This window comes from Pedobacter nanyangensis (genome assembly GCF_003313505.1).
Taxonomy (GTDB): domain Bacteria; phylum Bacteroidota; class Bacteroidia; order Sphingobacteriales; family Sphingobacteriaceae; genus Pedobacter; species Pedobacter nanyangensis.
The window spans coordinates 289737-311351 of record NZ_QMHO01000001.1 but is presented as its reverse complement, the minus strand read 5'-3'; the positions used below and the strand labels follow the sequence as shown (position 1 = coordinate 311351).

Below are 21615 nucleotides of genomic sequence, written 5' to 3'. Positions count from 1 at the left end.
TTGGAAATATTGTAGCGGTTTTCGAACCTAGGAGCGCCAGATTTTTTAAAAAGACTAAACACTGTTATTTGTCGAGGTCAATTGCTTTCATCTTGTTGTATAGCGTTTTCCTGTCGATGTTCAAGATCTTTGCGGCTTTTGTTTTGTTGAAGTTCACTTCCCTCAGTACTTTTAATATGGTTTCATACTCCGCTTCGAGGGCAGCATTCTTTAAATCTCGAGGTTTGTTGCGTTCTGTGTTTTCTGCGCCGTTGTGGGAGGCAAGCATTGGCGCTTTGGCATAAGTTGAAATTTCCAAAGGCAGGGCCTTTAGCTGAATTTCATCAGTTTCGGTTAGCAAGGTTGCCCTACGTACCACATTTTTTAATTCTCTGACATTGCCTGGCCAATTGTAGGTTAAAAAGCAATCAATTACTTCTTCTGAAAAACCTTTAATGTTTTTGTTCAGTTCCTGGTTGGCTAACAGCAAAAAGCTTTCGGCAAAGGCTAAAATATCTTTTCCGCGTTGGCTAATGGGCGGCAGGTTAATGGAGAATTCATTAAAGCGGTGATAAAGATCCTCCCTGAATTTTCCTTTTGAAATGGCGTCCTGCAAGTTTTCGTTGGTCGCTACAATGATTCTTACATCCAGATCGATCTCTTTGGTACTGCCAATGCGCTTGATTTTTCTTTCTTGTACTGTTCTAAGCAGTGCAGCCTGAATGTCGTAGGATAGATTGCCTACCTCGTCTAAAAACAGCGTGCCGCCATTGGCCATTTCAAAGTGGCCAATTTTAGTGTACAAAGCGCCGGTGAAAGAGCCTTTTTCATGGCCAAAAAACTCGCTGCCTGCAAGCTCTTTAGTCAATGAACCACAATCCATGGCTACAAAAGGCTTGTCTTTTCTTGGGCTGTTGAGGTGAATTGCCTTGGCTACAGATTCCTTGCCTGTGCCACTATCTCCCATTAAAATCACACTATAGGCTGTTGGGGCTACCAACAAAATCTGCTTCATTAATTCTTTTGAGGCGCCGCTTTGTCCTATAACGAATTCATCCGTTAAAATGTAAGTGTTTTTGCTTGCCTTTGTTTTTTCCTGCTCTTGGGGGCTTTCTGTTTCTGGCAAACTGGCGTTTAACGCAATCTGCGTTTCAATAGCCTTGTTAATGGTATTGAGGATTTCATCTGGGTACAACGGTTTGGTGATATAGTCATAGGCGCCTAGTTTGATCAGCTCCACAGCCAGCTTAATATCGGAATATCCAGTGATAATGATTACACCTGTTTTGGGGTAGCTTTCCTTGATTTTGATCAACATTTCCTTGCCATCGGTATCCTCTAGGCGATAATCACAGAGCACGAGGTCGTAACTATCTTTGGCAAGATATTCCATAGCAGAATTTCCGCTGGTTGCGCTGGTTACATCAAAAGAATTTCTGGTTAAAAATTTCGAGAGCAGTAGCCCGATATTTACCTCATCATCAACAATTAATATTTTCTTCATACACTTAAAGAGATAGGGTAGACTAATATTTTAGCTAAAATATAGAAAAAAAAGCACGTGGGAAATATTTTCTACACTTTTTAGGAGATAAATAACGAGCACTTAAGTGGTTATTTGCCCTTAAAGTTTGCTTTTCTTTTATCCAGAAACGCCGATACTCCCTCCTTGAAGTCTTGGGTGTCAAAACAGTTTCCAAATTCGGCAATTTCTACATCGTAGCCATTTAACTGAGAATTAAAACCAGCATTAACGGCTTTTACCGCACTTGCCAATGCAAGCGGGGCCCTAAGGTTAATTTTTCCCAAAATTTCGTTGGCCTTTTCCAAGAGGTTGCCCAATGGTACAACATGGTTTACCAATCCCAGCTGAAGAGCTTCCTGTGCCGGAATCATGTCAGCGGTAAAAATCAGCTCAAATGCCTTTCCTTTGCCTACCAGCTGAGCCAATCGTTGGGTGCCACCGTAGCCGGGAATTAGGCCCAGGGTTACTTCCGGAAGGCCTAGTTTGGCATTTTCACTGGCAATCCTAAGATGACAGGCCATGGCCAGCTCCAAGCCACCGCCCAAAGCGAAACCATTGATGGCTGCAATAACCGGTTTTGCTGAGTTTTCGATGGCATTAAAAACAGTTTCCTGCCCATTTTTGGCCAATAGTTTCCCTTCTTCAAGGGTGTAGTTTTGAAACTCGGCAATATCGGCACCCGCCACAAATGCTTTTTCTCCAGCGCCTGTAATTAAAATGGCCTTAACCTCTTGATTGTTTTGGGCATTTGCAACGGCCGTAGAAAGTTCTGCTAAAACCTCTTTATTTAGTGCGTTAAGTTTTTGCGGCCGGTTGATGGTGATGTATAGGATGTTATTGTTGGTTTCTACTATTAATTGTTGATAATCCATAACTTAAAAATTTCGGTGTTCTGCAACCCAGTTTTCAATATAGTCTACAATGTCTTTCATGGCGGTACCCGGTGCAAAAAGCTCGCCTACACCAATTTGCTGTAGTTTTTTCATGTCCCCTTCGGGAATAATCCCGCCACCGGTTACCAATACATCATTCAGTTGTTTTTGCTTCATGATATCCATTACTTTTGGGAAAACAGTCATGTGTGCGCCCGAAAGGATAGAAATCCCAATGGCGTCTACATCTTCCTGTATGGCGGTGTTCACTACCATTTCTGGGGTTTGCCTCAGGCCTGTGTAAATAACTTCCATCCCAGCATCGCGGAGCGATGTAGCAATTACCTTTGCGCCACGATCATGGCCATCCAAACCCACCTTGGCTACCAGGACCCTAATGGGCCTATTTAACATTTTTTTCATATTTGGTTTCTTGATGTAGGTAAATGTAATGAAATAGTTGTTTGGTTGGTTGTTTATTTGGTTTTTTGGTGTTCTTTTAGGATTAAAATGTACGACCTTGGAAGTCTTTATTCTTTGCTCCTCGTTCTTTATTCCGTACATCTTCCCCTTTAAAATACCCTAAATTTGGTTAACTTTGGAGCTTAAACACAGATTTATATGAGCGAGGAAAAATCATTAAACTTTATAGAAGAGATTATAGAGAATGATTTAAAAAGCGGAAAGTACGAAACACTAGTCACACGTTTCCCCCCAGAACCAAATGGTTATTTACATATCGGCCATGCCAAGGCAATATGCTTAAATTTTGGATTGACTCAGAAATACGGGGGTTACACTAATCTTAGATTTGATGATACCAATCCGGTTACTGAAAAAACGGAATATGTAAACAGTCAGCAGGAAGATATCCAATGGTTGGGTTTTCAGTGGAAAAACGAACTTTATGCTTCTGACTATTTTGACCAGTTGTATAGCTATGCCGTACAATTGATTGAAAAAGGACTTGCTTACGTAGATGAAAGTACTGCCGAAGAAATTGCCGCACAAAAAGGAACACCTACAGAACCTGGAACCCCTAACCAATACAGAGAGCGAAGCATCGAAGAAAATTTGGAGCTTTTCACTAGAATGAAAAATGGGGAGTTTGAGGATGGTGCTTGTATTTTAAGGGCTAAAATTGACATGGCCAGCACTAACATGCTCATGCGTGACCCAATTATCTATCGCATTAAACATGCTCACCATCACCGTACCGGCGATGCTTGGTGCATTTATCCGATGTATGATTTTGCGCACGGACAAAGCGACAGTATCGAGAACATTACCCACTCCATCTGTACCTTGGAATATGTCTCTCACCGAGAATTATATGATTGGTTTATCGCCCAGTTGGGTATTTTCCCGTCAAAACAATATGAGTTTGCTCGTTTAAATCTTACCTACACGGTAATGAGTAAGCGTAAGCTGTTACAATTGGTGAACGAAGGCCATGTAAGCGGCTGGGATGACCCAAGGATGCCTACCGTTAGCGGTTTGAGGAGAAGAGGTTATACGCCGGAAAGTATTAGGGAGTTTTGCGAGCGTATAGGTATTGCCAAAAGAGAAAACCTGATTGAGCTAAGCTTATTGGAGTTCTGTATCCGTGAGGATTTGAATAAAAAAGCGACCAGAGCCATGGCCGTTTTAGATCCAATAAAATTGGTGATTACCAATTACGAAGGCGATGGCGAAATCCTGATTGGAGAAAACAACCCTGAAGCCGAAGATAAGGGCGGTACCAGGGAAATCCCTTTCAGTAAAGAACTTTGGATTGAACGCGAAGACTTTATGGAAGAACCTGCTAAAAAATGGTTCAGATTGGCTCCAGGGGCAATGGTACGTTTGAAGTTTGCCTACATTGTGAAGTGCGATAGCTTTGTGAAAGATGCTGATGGAAACGTTACGGAGGTTCATTGTACTTATATTCCCGAATCGAAAAGTGGTAACGATACCAGCGGCATTCACGTAAAGGGAACTATACATTGGGTAAGCACCGCACATGCCAAAACCGCAGAAGTAAGATTATACGACAGGTTGTTTAGCGTAGTTTCTCCTGATGCCGAGGAAGGTGATTTTAAAGATTACCTTAACCCAAATAGCAAGGAAGTGCTAAGCAGCGTATATATCGAGCCGGCATTGGCCAATGCAACGTTAGGCACTGGTTACCAGTTTATTCGTAAAGGTTATTTTTGCTTAGATAAAGATTCTACTCCTGATCATTTAGTGTTTAACCGAGTGGTTTCGTTAAAAGATAGCTGGAAAGGATAATAACCCCAACCCCTAAAGGGGAGTACATCCAAAGTCTCCCTTAGGGAGCTTTAGAGGGTTTTGTATAGGCTTTTCCGGTCCATAAAATCAATTACAGCATCCGGCACCAAAAACTGGATGCTTTTTTCTTGCTTGATCGCCTGGCGGATAAAAGTAGAGGATATGTCCATTTGCGGGGTTTCCGTAATCACAATCGATGGATGGTTTTCCCACTCGCTAATGTCAGCGTTTGGACGGGGGTAAACGAAAACTTGGTGGTTTTGGAGGAGTACTTCGTAGTTTTTCCACTTTTTAAGCGACACCAGATTGTCGGCGCCCATGATCAAGGCAAATTGCTTTCCTGGGTGTTTTTCTTTCAGATGTGCCATGGTGTCAACCGTGTAAGAGGGTTGAGGAAGCTTAAACTCAATATCGCTCACCTTTAAATGCGTTGCATTTTCTGTAGCTAAGCGGGCCATTTCTAGCCTGTCGTACATGTCTGCCAAGCCTGCTTTTTGTTTTAACGGATTATGCGGAGAAACCACAAACCATACTTCTTTCAAGTCGGTATAATTGGCCATGTAATTGGCAATTACCAAATGCCCAAGGTGAATGGGATTAAACGAACCGAAGAATAGACCAATCATTTTTTCTTTGTCTATGCCGTCATTGCGAGGCACGAAGCAATCTCTATTGTCATCATTCCGACGTTAGGAAGAATCTGTTAGCTGAGTATTACTTACTTACAGATTCTTCGCTGCGCTCAGAATGACAGAGCGCATTAAAATTGCTTCGTACCTCGCAATAACGATTTATTTAAGTTACCGTTAGCTCTTTAAGAAATCCCCAACCAACTGCTCCGCCTCTGCGCAGGCAGTTCCCAATTCATAATTCTTAAGGATGACATCAAATTTTTCAGCATAAGCCAATTCCTTCTCCGCTTTGGCGTAACGTTCCTGTAATTTTTCTTCGCTATCGGTACCCCGGCCAGCTAAACGTTCTTTTAGCACTTCCAGCGATGGAGGCTGAACAAAAATGGCCAAAGCATCGTTTTCAAACTTTCTCTTTAAACGCAGGCCACCTTCCACGTCGATATCAAAAATAACATGCTTGCCTTCGTCCCAAATGCGCTGTATTTCCGAGCGTAAAGTTCCATAAAAGGTGCCACTGTACACTTCTTCAAACTCTACAAACTCTTGGTGGGCAACCTTATGCAAAAACTCTTCCTTGCTGATAAAATAATAGTCCTTGCTGTTGATTTCGTCGCCACGTAGTTCTCTGGTCGTTGCCGAAATTGAAAAGCTCAGGTTACTGAATTTTTTTAATAGATGCTTTACAATGGTGGTTTTGCCAGCGCCCGACGGGGCAGAAAATATAATAAGTTTGCCTTGCATTCTTTAAAAAGGTTGGAGGGTTGGAAGGTTTGAAAGTTTCAACGTTGCAACATTACAACATTTCAACTCCCACAACATTACAACACATTCAATAATTGTTCTTTAATTTTTTCTAATTCTTCTTTCATGCCTACCACCAACTGTTGTATCTGTGCGTCGTTGGCTTTGGCACCCATGGTATTAATTTCTCGGCCAATCTCCTGCGAAATAAAACCCAGTTTTTTACCATTGGCATCTTTATCATTTAACGTGGCGATAAAATAATCGCAGTGGCTTTTTAAGCGGGTTTGCTCTTCGGTAATATCTAATTTGTCGATATAGTAAATCAGCTCCTGCTCAAAGCGGTTTTGATCGTAGTTTACTTTGCCAACCGTATCTTCCAAAAATTGCGTTAAACGGGCTTTAATATTCGGAATTCTTAGGGGTGCCAAGGTTTCCACTTCGGCAAAAAAGCCCAGGATATTTTTGATACGAAGCTCCAGGTCGGCCTTCAACACCTTGCCTTCATCTATCCTAAACTGCGTGAAACTTTTGAGCGCTTTGCCAAAGGTTGCTTCCAATATTTCCCATTCACTATCGCTGGCCTCTTCCTCCGAGTAGGTAATAACTTCGGGTAAATTAAGTACAGCGGGCAATATTGTTGATAAATCGGCATCAATCTCTTTGTTGATCTCTAAGAGTTGGGCATAGTATTTTTTCAATAATACCTGATTAATAGAAGCGCCTTTTTGTGCTTCTTCGCTACGCTCAACCGTAATGGCAATGCTTACCTTGCCTCGCTCTATCTCTTTATTGCAAACATTGCGCAGGTGGAGTTCTTTATCAGAAAATGCTTTTGGAATTTTGAGGCCAAGCTCAAGAAACTTCGAATTTAGCGATTTTATCTCTACTGAAAACTTTACACTTTCATGGTCCGTAGATGCCAAGCCAAAGCCGGTCATTGATTTTATCATGTGCAAAGATAGTAAAAAGGATTTGAGCTGGAAGTAAGTAAGGCCTAAGGTTTTAGTGGTGGGCCATAATTAATTTGAAAAGGTAAGGCCGTGCTTCATCTGTTTGGCCAATCCTGCTGTACGCTACTATCTTTTGGGGAACGCAAATGCAAATCAAAACGTTGTAAGTTTTAAAACTTACAACGTTTAAAGGCCCAATCAACCAAAAGGATATGCGCTTCCATCAGGTTTAATTAACCACAGTTAGTGCTAAAAGGCAACCGTGTTAACCGTACTAATGCCTTAAGATAGCCTCTTCCATTAAATCATAAACTTTCTTTTTTAGCGTGGGCACATCTTCCAAGCACAATCCAATCACACTAATCTCGGGCAGTAAAATGGTGGTAATCATGCCTGGCCTGGCTTTTAACGGATGCTTTCTCGGGAGCAGTTTCCTGTTGTTGAGCATCACAAAAGGGATAATGGGGGTTTGGGTCTCTATTGCTATCCGAAACGCACCATCATAAAAGTCGGTTAGGGGCTTTTCGGTTTGGTTCATGGTCCCTTCTGCAAAAATAAGGACAGATTGCCCATGTACAATGTCTTTCTTTAAGGCGGCTACAGATCGCTCTCGGCTTTCTTTGCTACCTCGGTCTATCAATACCACAATCCGTTTATAAATTAGTCCAAAAACAGGCACCCGGGTAATTTCTACCTTGCCCAATGCACTAAAATATTGCGGAATACTTAGGCAAACGGCCACCGCATCCAGATATGATCCATGATTGCCTACATAAATGTGGGATTTGCTAAGGTCAACGGTATTCCTGTTTTTGGTGCTTACCCAAAATAAACTCAGTACACTGAATAGCCATGCCCAAGTTCGTAAAACTGCCAAAATTGCCCGTTTTCCACTGCGCAATGGTAAAACGGCCGAGCAAAGCAGCACAAATGGTAAAGCTACAAACATCAGCGTAATAAAGATGGTTGCCGCATAAATCAAAAAGATCAAAGAAAGTGCTTTGCGCATGAATTAACCTTTTTTAACGTGGTTTGAAGCCAAACATTTACTAAGTTTACAAAATAAAAAGGATAACGCGGTAATGCTAAGTAAAGTTAGGCTCAAAATATATTTATTGCTTATGCTCTGCATGGGCAAAATTTATAATGGCTTTGCCCAACAAGATTTTATGCTTACCGGAGTGCTTTTTGAGCGTGGGGCCAATGTACGTATTGCCTTGGCCGAGGTAAAAAACAAGCGCTCTGGTTTCTCCGCCGGCAGTAACGATATGGGGATCTTTTCCATCAAGGCCAACATTGGTGATACGCTATTGGTCATGAAACGTAATTTTAACGATTTAGAGATCGTTGTTCGCAGCAATAAAGATTTGGTGTTGTATCTGAACCGGGGGACTACCTTAAATGAAGTGGTGGTTACCGGGCAAACCAAAAAACAAGCGCTGGAAGAGCTGAAGAAAGATTTTAAGGATAAAGGTTCTTTTTACGGAGGAAAGCCACCATTTCTTTCTTTTTTGGCCTCTCCATTTACAGCCTTGTACGAACTATTTGGTAAAACCCCTAAACAGGCCAGAAGGTTTAATCGGATGTATCAAACCGAGATGCAGGATAATGTTGTAGATCAGTTTTTCAATAAAACCACTATTAGTGAGCATACCGGCCTAACAGGTAAAGTACTGGAAAATTTCATGGTTGATTACAGGCCAAGTTATGAAAAGGCTAAAAACTGGACTAATTATGATGCCGTTAAGTGGATCAATGATTCCTTCAAAAAGTATCGCGATACGGCCGGAAAGGCTAAAAAGCAGGACTAAAAAACTGTTTTTTTTTGACTGGGATAATCGAATTAACCAATAACCTGATTAAATAGCCAAAGCTTCACAAGCTTTTTCCGCTGCCAGTTTTTCTGCATTCTTTTTATTGTAGTCTCTGCCAATGCCATAATTTTCATTCTCGATCATCACTTGTACGGTAAATAGTTTGGCACTTTCTCCCTCGCCATTTTCAATCACATCAAAAGAGATATCTTTACCTTGTCGTTGGCACCATTCAATTAAACGACTTTTGAAGTTCGTTTCCGTAATTTCTAAGTGGTGAACATCTACGTAAGGCTTGATGATGCGCTTAAGGATCAGGTTTTTGGTGAAATTATAGCCTTTGTCCAAATAGATGGCCCCAATAAGCGCCTCAAAGGCATCGCCGTACATGGAATGGTGCTTAGATTGGAAGTTCACCGTTTTCTGATCAAAAACAATCAGTTCATCAAAACCCATTTTACGGGCTAATTGATTCAGGTTGGCCCTATTTACAATCTTAGAGCGCATTTCGGTTAAAAATCCCTCTTCCTTATAGGGATAAACTTTAAATAGCATTTCGGCAACTACAGCGCCCAATATGGCATCGCCCAAAAACTCCAGGCGTTCATTGCTGCTCCTGCTGCCATTTTTTAATATTTTGGCCACAGAGCGATGCCTAAACGCCATTTTATAAAGCGAAATGTTGCCTGGTACAAAACCAAGCACGTTCTTTAGCTTCTTTATGAACTGCTTATTTGGCGAGAAATATACTTTATAAATGCTAAGCAAAGACATCAACTAGCAACACAAAATTTAATTATAGAAAAAGCATTTGCATAAATATACAATACAATCGCTTTTAAACCATAAACTTTTTGGCTTATTCTTCGTATTTCTTGAAAACTACCGAAGCATTGTGGCCTCCAAAACCAAAAGTGTTACTTATTGCAGCCCTAACTTCGCGTTTTTGAGCTTTGTTAAAAGTAAAGTTTAGTTTTGGATCAAACTCTGGGTCATCCGTAAAGTGGTTAATGGTTGGGGGAATGGTGCTGTTCTTGATGGCAAGAATGGCGGCCAAAGCTTCCACAGCGCCAGCGGCGCCCAGTAAATGGCCTGTCATAGATTTGGTGGAGCTAATGTTTAGCTTGTAAGCATCTTCTCCAAATAAATCCACAATAGCTTTTGCTTCCTGTACATCGCCAAGCGGAGTAGAAGTACCGTGTACGTTGATGTAATCGATCTGGTTGGTCTCCAGCTTAGCATCTGCTAGTGCTTTGGTCATTACCATTTTGGCACCAAGTCCTTCAGGATGGGGAGCGGTGATATGATGGGCATCTGCACTCATGCCTCCACCAACAATTTCAGCGTAGATTTTGGCGCCACGAGCTTTTGCGTGTTCCAGTTCTTCTAAAATAATGGTGCCGGCGCCTTCTCCAGCTACAAAGCCATCGCGGTCTTTGTCAAACGGGCGAGAAGCCGTTGCAGGATCATCGTTACGGGTAGATAAAGCATGCATTGCGTTAAAACCTCCCATGCCCGCTTCGTTAATAATCGCTTCTGAACCACCGCTGATAATGATATCGGCCATGCCCAAGCGGATATAGTTAAAGGCATCAATCATCGCATTGGTTGATGATGCGCATGCAGAAACGGTGGCAAAGTTTGGTCCACGCAATCCATACTTCATCGAGATATGCCCTGGGGCAATATCAATAATCATTTTAGGGATAAAGAAAGGGTTGTATCTGGGTGTGCCATCTCCTTTGGCGAAGTTGGAAACCTCGTCCAAGAAAGTTTTTAGACCTCCAATTCCAGCGCCCCAGATCACACCAATTCGGTTCGTGTCAAGTTTGGAGAAATCATATCCTCCGTCTTTAACGGCCTCTTCGGTGGATACCAGTGCATACTGCACAAACGGATCCAATTTGCGGGCTTCTTTTTTATCCAAATAATCTTCTGGATTAAAATTCTTTACCTCGCAGGCGAATTTTGTTTTGAATTTTTCGGTATTGAAACTCTTGATAGGCGCTGCGCCGCTCACACCATTTACCAGTGCCTCCCAAAACTCGGGAACGCTATTCCCGATAGGAGTGAGCGCACCCAACCCAGTAACTACTACTCTTTTTAATCCCATTTATAAGTATTGTACAGAAAAAGTATTTCTACTTAACGTTTTTTTCTAAATAAGCAATTGCTTGACCCACAGTGCCGATAGTTTCAGCTTGGTCATCTGGAATAGCTACATTGAATTCTTTTTCAAACTCCATGATTAGCTCAACAGTGTCTAGTGAATCTGCACCTAAGTCATTTGTGAAAGACGCTTCTGGCGTAACTTCACTTTCATCAACACCTAGTTTTTCTACGATAATAGCCTTTACTCTTGAAGCAATATCAGACATAATATTATAATTTAATGGTTAAATAATTCTGTGCAAAGAAAAATAAATTCTAACACATTTCAAATGTTTTTATTTCTCTGTCAATTTTAATGGGTTTAAAACCCAAAGTAAAATTAGTTTTATAATTTCGTAATTCTAACAAAAAAATACATTTTGAACAAAACTTATTTAAAACTATCGCTCGATCTGGATTTCGTCCTTATCGCTATCACGGCTTCGTTAAAAGACTATGTTTTGTGCCATAAGATAAACACAAATCTCAACCTAGAGTTTTACAAAATAGAGGATCACGAGGTCTATTTCAATACTGATGAGGCTCCGTTGGCGTTTTCCAAATATTATTTTTTTGTGGAAGAGGGGGAAAGGGAATATTTTTTAGTGAACAACAGAAACAGCGAAGGATTTCTGGTGCCAGAAATGAACAAGGTAGATTTTTTCATGGTAATCCACCAGTTTATTGACAAGGAAGATCTCAATTTTATCCTCAGCAACTTAAACAAAATGCCTGATATTCAGGTTGCTGCGCAAATAGATGTGCGCAAATTGAAGTCAAAGGAAAATTTGGTAATGTAAATTTTATATTGTTAGTGTAGTAAATACACTATATTTGAATCTTAAATCAAACTGAAATAATATAATTAAAGCTCAAACAAGTTGCGCCTTTTAAGCACTGTTTGGGTGGTAATAACAAGATAATTTTAATGAAACCTTTTCATTCCAGAACCAAAATTGTGGCTACTTTGGGCCCAGCATCAGCTAAACCAGAGGTGTTGTATAGTATGTTTAATGCGGGTTTAGATGTATGTAGGCTAAACTTTTCACACGGTTCGCAGGCCGATCACCAAAAAGTGATAGATACCATTCGGGAGATCAATCAAAAGCACAAGTATAATGTAGGTATTTTGGCCGATCTACAGGGGCCAAAAATTAGAATTGGAATGGTGAAAGACGGGGGAATCAACCTTGTTAACGGAAGTAAAACCACCATCACCACTCAAGAGTGCGTGGGCAACGAAGAGCGTATTTACATTACTTACGAGAACTTTCCCCAGGATGTAAAAGCTGGCGAAATTATACTTTTGGATGATGGTAAACTACAAATGCGGGTATTGGAAACCAACTATAAGGATGAGGTGATTTGTGAGGTGGTACACGGCGGGATCTTAACTTCCAGAAAAGGGGTGAATTTGCCCAACACCAAAGTCTCTATCCCTTCTTTAACGGCTGAAGACAAGAAAAACCTGGATTTTGTACTGGAAAGTGATGTTGAGTGGGTTGGCCTGTCTTTTGTACGTAATGCCGCAGATATTGTTGAGCTAAAAGATATTATCAAAGAAAAAGGCAAAACGGCCAGGGTAGTTGCAAAAATTGAGAAGCCAGAGGCCATTGCCAATATAGATGAAATTATTGCCGTAACAGATGCGGTGATGGTTGCCCGTGGCGACTTAGGGGTTGAGATGCCAATGGAAGAAGTGCCTTTGTTGCAAAAAATGATTGTGAACAAATGTAGGGCCGCTTCTAAGCCGGTAATTATTGCTACACAGATGTTGGAAAGCATGATTACTACACCCCGTCCAACCAGAGCGGAGGTAAATGACGTAGCCAATTCAGTACTTGACGGTGCTGATGCGGTAATGCTTAGCGGCGAAACCTCTGTAGGAGAGTTTCCTTTAATTGTAATTGAAACGATGCAGAAGATCGTTAACAACATTGAGGAGAACAACTATCCGTATTACGCAGAGAAGTTTCTAAAGCCAAAAACCGATAGCTTTTTGGGAGATGCGGTATGTGACTCGGCTTGTTTCTTAGCTAAACAGACTGATGCCGTGGGTATCGTAACCATGACTTCGAGTGGTTATACGGCCTTCGAGGTAGCTAGCCATCGCCCGCAGGCACCTATTTTTACGTTTACCAGTAACGAAAGCCTGCTCAATACCCTAAGCTTGGTTTGGGGGGTTAGAGGTTTCTTCTACGATAAATTTGAAAGTACAGACAAAACCATCGAAGAGGTGAACGATCTGTTGAAAAAGAAAAAATTGGTTAAAAAAGGCGACGTGGTGATCAATACTGCTGCAGTGCCACTGGAAAAAAGAAGCAGGACCAATATGGTGAAGGTTTCTGTGGTTGAATAATCCAATGCGATGATAAAAAAAAGCCTCGGTCAAACCGACTGGGGCTTTTTTGTTGCGTTAAAAATCTTATTTTTGCCATCCTTAAGGAGAAGTGTCCGAGTGGTCGAAGGAGCACGCCTGGAAAGTGTGTATGCCCCAAAAGGGTATCGAGGGTTCGAATCCCTCTTTCTCCGCTTAAAGTAAAACCGCTGTTTTTGGCGGTTTTACTAGGTTGAAAAGCCTGTCTAGCCAGTTTGGGTTTCAATTTTGGCCAAGAGCAAGTGTTGGCAAGCTTTATGTTTTAGGCTGGTGTTTGTATTTATGATTGTTAAATGATTAAATTACACATCTAACCACTTAAAATATAGCCATGAATGTTAAAACGCCTCTGCTATTGCTTTGCCTGCTTTGTTTTTTCTCCTGTAATCCTGTTAAAACAAAGAACACAGTTAAACTTATAGGGACATGGCAGCTGTTATCGGCAACCACGGTTGAAAATGGGAAGACTACCGAAACAGATTATACCAAAGGCAGGCGCATGATCAAGATCATTAACGATACGCATTTTGCTTTCCTAAATCACCAGCTCAATATGCCAAAAGACAGCAGCAATCATTTCGATGGTGGCGGCGGCAGGTACTTGTTAAAAGGGGATGCGTATACCGAGTTTTTAGACTTTTATAAGGATAGAAACTGGGAGGGGAAAAGCTTCAACTTTAAGGTAAGTATCAAAAACGATACCTTGATCCAAACTGGGGTGGAAAAAGTAGAAGGCGCTGGAATAGATCGGATCATCACTGAAAAGTATATCAGGATAAAATCAAATTGATGCGTTTAGTATTAATGAGCAGGTTTAAAAATTAGTCAGTTTCAATGTTAAGCCTATCAATGATACGGTTGGATATCTCGTTCAATTTTTGTTGAGAGTCGGCAGTTACCACGTTAGTGACGATAAAAATTCCTACTTTTTGGTTGGGGTAAAGCGCTATCCATGAAGAATGACCAAAACTGCTTCCATTGTGATAGAGCATCTTTTTAGGAGTGTTGTACGCATAGGTGTTCCAAGCATAGGCTCTTCCGTGCAACATATCGCCAGCCAGTTGGCTCATCGTTTGTTTTACTACCACGTTGTTACTTTCCAGGTACATTTTGATGTAGTTTAACATGGAAGTTGCCGATGCCTTCATGCTTCCCGAGTAGTCGTAAAATCCATTGATGAGCGGCACAGGCTTACCTTCACTGTTTCTGCCCATGGAAACGTTAGGGTTTTCATACTGTTTCAATGTTAGATAGGTCTGTTTCTCGGTTGAGCGAGAGAAAACATATTTCTGGAGCAGCTCTTTATGGCTCATGCGGTAAGCTTGTTCTAAGATATAGCCCACTAGTTGGGTCCCTACGCCTGAATAATGATAGTTTTCCCCCGATTTATCACTCGGCTGTACCGTTTTTAATGCCTTGAAGAAATCTTCTTTTCGGAATTTTTCAAAACAATCGATTTGTGCCTTTACATTTTGAGTGTGTTCGTCGCAGTTCATCACAAGCGGTAAACCCGAAGTATGTGTAATCAGGTGCCTGATGGTAATTGGTCCATTGTCCAGGGTAAGATTTGAGTATTTGCCATCTAAGTATTTTCTAACGTCATCATCTAAGCCTATTTTTCGATCGTGAACAGCTTGGGAGAGCAGCAACCCAGTGTACGTTTTGGTGATGGAACCTATTTCGTATATCGTATTGTTATTTGGTTGTTGCCCGTTACTGAGTTTTCCATAATTGAAATAATAGGCTTTTCCTTTGATGTAAATCACTCCAGACACGGCCTTGTAACTAGGTGACTTCATCAGTTTTGCCGTTTCCTCTGCGATAATTCTTTCTACTGAATCTTGAGCCTTAGTCGCTTTTACGATGGTCCGAAAAGAGATGGTGAAGCTAAGAAGGACTAAAGCAAACATCAATTTTTTTATTAAGCCGTTGATACTGCCAACTTTTTTGATCCGATTTAAGTGCATGATTATAGTATTTGCAACAAATATATAAAAATAAAGTCAACTATATAGTTAACTTTATTTTGTGTTCGCTATTTAACTCTTACAGGATTTTGGCTATTTCATTTGTTTTTTATTATTGAAAATATCGATTTAGTCCGTTTTAAGTAGGAATGATATATTGTAACTGTTCCGCATTCAATTGAAAGGGCACAATGTAACCTGAAAAGATTGGTTAATCGCTTCTGCAATTTGAGGAATATCGATATCAGCTAAAGTCTTTACCGTTATGTCATGCAATTTATTTCAAATTAAGGAATTTTATTTGGGCTTGCCAATCTAATTTAACGTGGAGCCTTTGCAAATCTCCTCGTGCCCGCAACACACAGAATGACGCCAACGGTAACGGCAAGCATGCCCAAACTTACTTGTTCATGCAGTAACGAAGCCGCCAAGGCCAAACCAAAAAAAGGCTGTAATAATTGGAGTTGACCTATGGTTGCTGTACCACCTTGGGCCAAGCCGCGGTACCAAAAAATAAAGCCAATAAACATACTGAACAATGATACATAGGCCAAACTGCCCCATGCTCCCACGCTAATGCCCTCAAAAGAAACGGGTAGATAGAAAAAACTAAGGGGCAACATGATGGGTAAAGAAATTACCAAAGCCCAAGAAATGACCTGCCAACCACCCAAAGTTTTGGTGAGTTTTGCACCCTCTGCGTAGCCCAGTCCACAAAGAATCACCGCCAATAACATTAAAATATCCCCAATGGGAGAAGCACTAAGTCCCTGAGCAAAGGCATAGCCGACCACCAATAGGCTGCCCATCAATGAAAATAGCCAAAAGATAGGCCTTGGGCGTTCGCCACCACGGAGAATCCCAAAAATGGCGGTAGCCAAAGGTAAAATGCCTACAAAAACAATGGAATGGGCCGAACTCACATATTGCAAAGCCAAGGCGCTGAGTAAAGGGAAGCCTAGTACCACGCCCAAAGCCACAATGGACAAAGGGAAAAGCTGTTTCTTGCCCGGTCTTTTTTCTTTAAAAACCAATAAAGCAATTAGGGCAAGTATGCCCGCAATGGAAGCTCTGGCCAAAGTCACAAATACTGGATTAAATTCTAAAACCGCCATCCTTGTAGCTGGCAGCGACCCGCTAAATAATATCACGCCGATAAAGCCATTCACCCAAGCCTGGGTGGTATCTTCTTTTACTTTATGAATGCTGATTTCTGTCATATGCTAAAATATTTTGATACAAAGCTCCGCATAGGACACGAACAAACACAGTCACAGTTTTTGATTTTACAATGGATACAGTTAGTTTTGTGAAGTGAAGAAAGATTTCATCTATAATGAAATAGCGGATAACATTGCCTGCAAAATTAAAACGGGTGTTTTGCAGGCCGGCGAACGTTTGGCCTCGGTGAGGATGTTGAGTAGGGAACACGGCATTAGCATCAATACCGCCAAAAGAGTGTTTCTTGAGTTGGAGGCCCAATCGTTGGTACAATCAAGGCCGCAATCGGGGTACTTTGTAAGTCCGCTTCATTACCTCAAACTTCCTTTGCCACAAGCCAGTCAGCCTTTGCCTACGGCGAATATTACCGAGCCAAATGAATTGATTGACAGCGTGTATTCCAATATGGGAAACAAGGAATTGACCCTTCTTTCCATTGGTGTGCCTTCAGGTAATTTGTTGCCCTTGGCCAAATTGAAAAAGGAAGTGGTATTGGCAACCAGGGCATTGAAAGAAGGCGGTACGGAATATGAGCCTTTACAGGGTAATGTAAAACTGAGAAGAATGATTGCCGCTCGTTCCTTGGCTTGGGAAGGGCATTTAAAGGAGAGTGATGTGGTAACCACGGCAGGTTGTATGAATGCTTTAACTTTATGCCTGATGGCGCTGACAAAGCCGGGTGACACGGTAGCCATGGAGAGCCCCTGCTATCCGGGTATTCTGCAACTGGCATTGAGTTTACGGTTAAAGGTTTTGGAAATAGCTACAGATCCGGTGAAGGGGGTTGACATTGATGCGCTAAAAGCCCTGCTGCCCCAAATTAATGTATGTTTATTGGTGCCTAATTTTAACACGCCTTTGGGCTATTGTATGCCCGACGAACAAAAGAAGGAAGTGGTAAGTCTTTTGGAAAAACACGATATTCCCTTAATTGAAGACGATACTTACGGCGACCTTCATTTTGGAGCCGAACGTCCAAAGTGTTGCAAGTCTTTTGATACCAACGGAAATGTGTTGTACTGCGGTTCCGTTTCTAAAACCTTAGCACCTGGTTACCGAGTAGGCTGGGTTGCCCCAGGCAAGTATAAGGAGCAAATTATGAGGTTGAAAATGATTCATGCTTTATCTTCTACCTCTGTGATCAATGAAGCGGTGGGCAATTTCCTGATGACAGGCCGCTATGAAAACCACCTGCGCCATCTGCGTAAGACATTACAGGAAAACTATCAACGTTATGCGTTGGCCATTGCAGAGTTTTTTCCTTCCGGAACAAAAATCAGTAGGCCGCAGGGAGGACTTGCTTTATGGGTAGAATTTCCCGAAGGCATAGACACGGCAACCCTGTACAACTATGCCATGAAGAAACAAATTAGCATTGCACCTGGTCGTATGTTTACCCTGCAAGAACAGTTTCACAACTGTATGCGCCTCTGCATTGGTTTGCCTTGGACAGCCGATTTGCGATTGGCCCTGAAACAAGTTGGCCATTTAGCCAAATGGGTGATGGCTAAGGCTTAGTGGCTGCTTTTGTTTGCTGTTCTGCCCATTCCAGATAGGCGCCTGGAGCTTCAAATGTTTCGTGTTGTACCATATGGATAGGCATCGTTTCCTTTTTACTTGTTTTCATTCCAGTAATAACTGTCAGGTGTGGGTCTTGTGCCAAAAATAGCAGTACCTATCCTCACGATGGTGGCGCCTTCGGCAATTGCGGCTTCTAAATCGCTGCTCATGCCCATAGATAATTCTTTCATCTCAACGCCGGGCAACCCCAGGGCAATAATTTGCTGTTGGATGGTTTTGAGCAACCGAAAACACTGGCGTACTTTTTCGGGCTCCGCACTTAACAATCCTATCGTCATTAAGCCTTTTATTTTTAGGGTAGATAGTTGCGCCACTTGTTGGGTTAACGTAATGGCCCCCTCTGGAGCTACTCCAAATTTGCTTTGTTCGAATGAGGTATTCACTTGGATTAAAACCTCCATAGTTTTATTTTCAAGGCGCAAACGTTGGTGCAGCTTTTCGGCCAAATCAAAACGGTCTAATGACTGGATGCAGGAAACATTGTATTTCAAAAGGTCCTTAATCTTATTGGTTTGCAGGTGCCCAATAAAATGATTAGCATGAGGAATTTCACTTAAAGCCTCATATTTTTCCTTAAGTTCCTGTACTTTGTTTTCGGCGATAAGGGTTTGCCCCGTTTCAAGGGCAATTTTTATGCGCTCGGCAGGAACCGTTTTGGTGGCCAACAACAGTTTTACCTCAGTTTTATCCCTGTCATTTAAAGCACAGGCGTTATCTATCCTTTGTAAAATGGTATTAATGTTCCGGATTATTTCCTCACTCATGTTTTTCCATTTGGTGTTTTTCTGCCAGCGTTTTAATTAATTTGTTTTTCACGAGTGTAAACGTAAGATCTTTAGCTTCGGCAAATGAAATGTTGTATTGGCGTGCTATATTTTGAAGGTGTTGCGGAAACCGAGCTAATAATTGATCGTAATAATTATCCAGAATCTGCGCAGTGGGCATGCTAAAACCTATCCTTAACTGAAAGCGCCTAATTATGGCCGTATCAATAATTTCAAGATGGTTGGTGGCACAAATCAACAGCGCATCTTCAGGGTAATAGTCAATCAGCTGTATCAAGGTATTCACCAACCTCCGCATCTCGCCCACGTCCTTATCGTCGTTTCCCCTGGCCTTGGCAATTTGATCAAACTCATCTAAAAAAAGAACTGCTTTTTCTCTGGCGGCTTTTTCAAATACCATTTTGATATTTTGGGAAGTTTCGCCAATTTTTGAACAGATGATGTTACTTAGGTTAAGGATCAAGATGTTTTTCCCTAAGGCGCTGGCGATGGCTTTGGCGGTCATGGTTTTGCCACAGCCAGAGCTGCCATAAAGCAAAATTTTGTTGTTCACAGGTAGCCCGTACTGGTGCAGTTCCTCTAGGTAGTTATGCTCCTGTAATAGCTGCATGAGCTCGTGCCTATTGTTTTTTGCTAAAAAGACATCATCCAAAGACACCTTCTCCCTGTCATTTATAATCAGATCTACGATATTCATTTGCCAAAGATAGTTTACTTGTTCCAATGCACCACAGCAACAGTTCTGGGATTATTGATCGTTTATGATTGCCACCAATGGTAGTAGTTGTGCAGGCCATCGTACTCAAATCCGCAACGAGGATAAAGCTTGTTGCCAATGGCATTTGTTTTTTCTGTCTCGAGCATCAAACCACAGGCCCCTGTTTCTTTGCACCATTGTTTACTACGCGCTATCAAGGCTACTGAAAGCCCATGGCCTCTATAATCAGGATGTACGAACAAATCGCTTAACAACCACTGCTTTTGTAGTTTGGTGTAGTGGAACAGTTTATAGAGCTGTACAAAGCCCACGGCTTTTCCATCTATCACGGCCAGAAAAATATCTGATTCGTTGTTCAGCAGCCTCTCTTTTAAAAAGGCCTTTCCTCGCTCCAGGTCTGATTCTTGGCGATAGAAAATGCGGTAAAGATTAAATAATTCGGCAGCTTGATCTAACTCTTCAAGGCTTGCTTTTTTGATGTGAAAATTTGCTTGTTCCATTTTTAAATGTTTTTCTATTTTATTTTGTGAGGCAAAATTAGGTTATCTTTGGATGGTCTTACTGGTGCAGTTTTTATAAAAATAACTAGTCCAATGTTGCGATCATGGAAATTTGAAGTACAGCTAGATAAGCAGGCCAATAAAGCCATTTATCTGCAAATTGCCGATGCGATAATCAGGGATATCCAATCTGGCAGATTAAAAACAGGCGAGGCTTTGCCCGGAAGCCGATATTTGGCTCAGTTTCTCCAAGTAAATAGAAATACCGTAGTTGAAGCTCTTCAGGTATTAATTGCCGAAGGTTGGCTGGTTCCTAAAGAAAGGAAGGGAACTTTTGTAGCCGGAAACATTCCGGTGCGGCCAAGAACTAAAAATGATAGGCCGCAAAATTTTGGGGCAAAGGAGCTACTGGAAAAACCGTTCCATATTCAGTTTGATGATGGGCATCCCAATGCTAAAATTGCTCCTATTGCCGAGTTGGCCAGGGCATACCGACAAATTTTTAGCCTAAAAACCAAATGGCAGTTGATGAGCTACGAAGGAAATGCTTTAGGCGATATGGCATTTAGGACTGAAATGGCTCAAATGCTAAACCACCAGCGAGGAATGCAAGTACGCGAACAGAACCTGTGCATTACCCGGGGCAGCCAAATGGCGATGTACCTGGCAGCACAATGCCTATTTAAAAATGGTGACGAAGTGCTGGTAGAAAACCCAGGCTATAAGCCCGCATGGAAGGCTTTTGAACATGCAGGAGCTACGCTTCTTCCGGTAGGCGTTGATCAGGAAGGCTTGGTGACCGCAGAAGTATTGCAATATCTAAAATCGAGGAAAAAAATCAAAGCGGTTTATGTTACGCCCCACCATCAATATCCTACTACGGTAACCCTAAGCCTTAAAAGACGCCTGGAATTGATCAGGCTATCCAACGAATACGGCTTTACGATCATTGAAGATGATTACGACAATGAGTTTCACTTCGGTTATCGGCCAGTGTTGCCCTTGTCGAGTTTTCCGGAGCTCCGGAACTACATCTATATTGGAACCATGAGCAAAGTGGTTTCTCCTATTTTACGCATAGGTTATTTAACCAGTAGTGATGACATGCTGATTGAGAAAGTAGGACAATTACGTAAAATGATTGACGTAAACGGCGACAGTATTATGGAGCAGGCTGTTTTACAGTTGATTAAGGATGGCGCAATTAAGCGGCATATCAAAAAGGCAACTCATTACTATAAAAGCAAGAAAGATTTTACGGCATCACTTTTAAAAAAGCACCTCGGCAATAAGGCAACTTATCATATCCCTGATGGTGGCTTAGCGTTTTGGATTGCCATGAAACAGCCAATGGATTGGGAGAAACTCTCTAAAAAAATGCTCAACAAGGGCATCAAAATTACCAATCCCGATGCTTATGGTTTGGATTACGCTGCAAATGGATTGAGATTGGGCTATGGTGCTTTAACCGAAAAGGAATTGGAAGAAGGCATTCTTGCCTTGAGCAGTTGTTTGTAAATATGGATTG

Annotated in this window: 22 protein-coding genes and 1 tRNA gene; 8 read left to right on the top strand and 15 right to left on the bottom strand. The window is 41.7% G+C overall.

The window, feature by feature from the left end; all coding sequences use genetic code 11:
• Positions 1 to 64 precede the first annotated feature (64 nt).
• From DUT71_RS01455 to DUT71_RS01445, 3 genes are all read right to left on the bottom strand, one after another.
• A complete protein-coding gene (locus tag DUT71_RS01455; RefSeq protein ID WP_113660744.1) occupies positions 65 to 1483 on the bottom strand; it encodes a sigma-54-dependent transcriptional regulator in 1419 nt (472 codons plus the stop codon).
• Positions 1484 to 1593: 110 nt separating this feature from the next.
• Positions 1594 to 2376, bottom strand: a complete 783-nt coding sequence (locus tag DUT71_RS01450) for an enoyl-CoA hydratase/isomerase family protein (RefSeq protein ID WP_113660743.1) — start codon at positions 2374 to 2376, stop codon at positions 1594 to 1596.
• A 3-nt stretch (positions 2377 to 2379) separates the two neighbouring features.
• Positions 2380 to 2940 carry a cobalamin B12-binding domain-containing protein gene (locus tag DUT71_RS01445; protein ID WP_240186820.1) on the bottom strand — a complete coding sequence of 187 codons (561 nt, stop codon included), beginning with the start codon at positions 2938 to 2940 and terminating at the stop codon, positions 2380 to 2382.
• A 57-nt stretch (positions 2941 to 2997) separates the two neighbouring features.
• Between DUT71_RS01445 and DUT71_RS01440 the strand changes: the two genes are divergently transcribed.
• Positions 2998 to 4647, top strand: coding sequence for a glutamine--tRNA ligase/YqeY domain fusion protein (locus DUT71_RS01440; protein ID WP_113660742.1), 1650 nt, complete (start codon positions 2998 to 3000; stop codon positions 4645 to 4647).
• A gap of 50 nt (positions 4648 to 4697) precedes the next feature.
• Here DUT71_RS01440 and nadD read toward each other — a convergent pair whose 3' ends face one another.
• The 4 genes from nadD to DUT71_RS01420 form a co-directional block, all read right to left on the bottom strand.
• Positions 4698 to 5273: a nicotinate (nicotinamide) nucleotide adenylyltransferase gene (gene nadD, locus DUT71_RS01435; RefSeq protein ID WP_113660741.1), complete on the bottom strand. Its 576-nt coding sequence runs from the start codon at positions 5271 to 5273 to the stop codon at positions 4698 to 4700.
• 180 nt (positions 5274 to 5453) lie between these two features.
• Positions 5454 to 6020 carry a guanylate kinase gene (gene gmk / locus DUT71_RS01430; protein WP_113660740.1) on the bottom strand — a complete coding sequence of 189 codons (567 nt, stop codon included), beginning with the start codon at positions 6018 to 6020 and terminating at the stop codon, positions 5454 to 5456.
• Positions 6021 to 6097: 77 nt separating this feature from the next.
• A complete protein-coding gene (locus tag DUT71_RS01425) occupies positions 6098 to 6961 on the bottom strand; it encodes a YicC/YloC family endoribonuclease (RefSeq protein ID WP_113660739.1) in 864 nt (287 codons plus the stop codon).
• Between the two features lie 286 nt (positions 6962 to 7247).
• Positions 7248 to 7982, bottom strand: coding sequence for a lysophospholipid acyltransferase family protein (locus tag DUT71_RS01420; protein WP_113660738.1), 735 nt, complete (start codon positions 7980 to 7982; stop codon positions 7248 to 7250).
• 121 nt (positions 7983 to 8103) lie between these two features.
• Here DUT71_RS01420 and DUT71_RS01415 point away from each other — a divergent pair, with 121 nt between their 5' ends.
• Complete coding sequence (locus DUT71_RS01415) at positions 8104 to 8784, top strand: hypothetical protein (RefSeq protein WP_113660737.1); 681 nt, start codon at positions 8104 to 8106, stop codon at positions 8782 to 8784.
• Positions 8785 to 8832: 48 nt separating this feature from the next.
• Here DUT71_RS01415 and rnc read toward each other — a convergent pair whose 3' ends face one another.
• From rnc to DUT71_RS01400, 3 genes are all read right to left on the bottom strand, one after another.
• The gene (rnc, locus tag DUT71_RS01410) at positions 8833 to 9561 is read right to left on the bottom strand and encodes a ribonuclease III (protein WP_205313811.1); all 729 of its coding nucleotides are present in this window, start codon (positions 9559 to 9561) and stop codon (positions 8833 to 8835) included.
• 85 nt (positions 9562 to 9646) lie between these two features.
• Positions 9647 to 10900: a beta-ketoacyl-ACP synthase II gene (gene fabF, locus DUT71_RS01405; protein ID WP_113660736.1), complete on the bottom strand. Its 1254-nt coding sequence runs from the start codon at positions 10898 to 10900 to the stop codon at positions 9647 to 9649.
• 28 nt (positions 10901 to 10928) lie between these two features.
• The gene (locus DUT71_RS01400; RefSeq protein WP_008508386.1) at positions 10929 to 11165 is read right to left on the bottom strand and encodes an acyl carrier protein; all 237 of its coding nucleotides are present in this window, start codon (positions 11163 to 11165) and stop codon (positions 10929 to 10931) included.
• A 153-nt stretch (positions 11166 to 11318) separates the two neighbouring features.
• Between DUT71_RS01400 and DUT71_RS01395 the strand changes: the two genes are divergently transcribed.
• The 4 genes from DUT71_RS01395 to DUT71_RS01380 all read left to right on the top strand — a co-directional run bounded on the left by DUT71_RS01395 (position 11319) and on the right by DUT71_RS01380 (position 14105).
• Positions 11319 to 11738, top strand: coding sequence for an IPExxxVDY family protein (locus DUT71_RS01395; RefSeq protein ID WP_113660735.1), 420 nt, complete (start codon positions 11319 to 11321; stop codon positions 11736 to 11738).
• Between the two features lie 128 nt (positions 11739 to 11866).
• Positions 11867 to 13297 carry a pyruvate kinase gene (gene pyk, locus DUT71_RS01390; RefSeq protein WP_113660734.1) on the top strand — a complete coding sequence of 477 codons (1431 nt, stop codon included), beginning with the start codon at positions 11867 to 11869 and terminating at the stop codon, positions 13295 to 13297.
• Between the two features lie 85 nt (positions 13298 to 13382).
• Positions 13383 to 13470, top strand: a tRNA-Ser gene (locus DUT71_RS01385).
• A gap of 176 nt (positions 13471 to 13646) precedes the next feature.
• A complete protein-coding gene (locus DUT71_RS01380; RefSeq protein ID WP_113660733.1) occupies positions 13647 to 14105 on the top strand; it encodes a hypothetical protein in 459 nt (152 codons plus the stop codon).
• Positions 14106 to 14136: 31 nt separating this feature from the next.
• On the opposite strand, the gene DUT71_RS01375 is transcribed toward DUT71_RS01380, so the two are convergent.
• Positions 14137 to 15114 (bottom strand): serine hydrolase domain-containing protein, encoded by a 978-nt coding sequence (locus DUT71_RS01375; protein WP_162795909.1) that lies wholly within the window; start codon positions 15112 to 15114, stop codon positions 14137 to 14139.
• Between the two features lie 488 nt (positions 15115 to 15602).
• Complete coding sequence (locus tag DUT71_RS01370; protein WP_113660731.1) at positions 15603 to 16502, bottom strand: DMT family transporter; 900 nt, start codon at positions 16500 to 16502, stop codon at positions 15603 to 15605.
• A 94-nt stretch (positions 16503 to 16596) separates the two neighbouring features.
• Between DUT71_RS01370 and DUT71_RS01365 the strand changes: the two genes are divergently transcribed.
• Positions 16597 to 18021, top strand: a complete 1425-nt coding sequence (locus DUT71_RS01365) for an aminotransferase-like domain-containing protein (protein WP_113660730.1) — start codon at positions 16597 to 16599, stop codon at positions 18019 to 18021.
• Between the two features lie 95 nt (positions 18022 to 18116).
• Here the strand turns inward: DUT71_RS01365 and DUT71_RS01360 are convergent, their stop codons facing one another.
• The 3 genes from DUT71_RS01360 to DUT71_RS01350 form a co-directional block, all read right to left on the bottom strand.
• Complete coding sequence (locus DUT71_RS01360) at positions 18117 to 18848, bottom strand: YggS family pyridoxal phosphate-dependent enzyme (protein WP_113660729.1); 732 nt, start codon at positions 18846 to 18848, stop codon at positions 18117 to 18119.
• Positions 18841 to 19566 carry an AAA family ATPase gene (locus tag DUT71_RS01355; RefSeq protein WP_113660728.1) on the bottom strand — a complete coding sequence of 242 codons (726 nt, stop codon included), beginning with the start codon at positions 19564 to 19566 and terminating at the stop codon, positions 18841 to 18843. The genes DUT71_RS01360 and DUT71_RS01355 overlap by 8 nt, the downstream gene beginning before the upstream one ends.
• A 62-nt stretch (positions 19567 to 19628) precedes the next feature.
• Complete coding sequence (locus tag DUT71_RS01350) at positions 19629 to 20087, bottom strand: GNAT family N-acetyltransferase (RefSeq protein ID WP_113660727.1); 459 nt, start codon at positions 20085 to 20087, stop codon at positions 19629 to 19631.
• Between the two features lie 93 nt (positions 20088 to 20180).
• On the opposite strand from DUT71_RS01350, the gene pdxR reads away from it, so the two are divergent.
• Positions 20181 to 21605 (top strand): MocR-like pyridoxine biosynthesis transcription factor PdxR, encoded by a 1425-nt coding sequence (gene pdxR, locus DUT71_RS01345; protein ID WP_113660726.1) that lies wholly within the window; start codon positions 20181 to 20183, stop codon positions 21603 to 21605.
• Positions 21606 to 21615 lie beyond the last annotated feature (10 nt).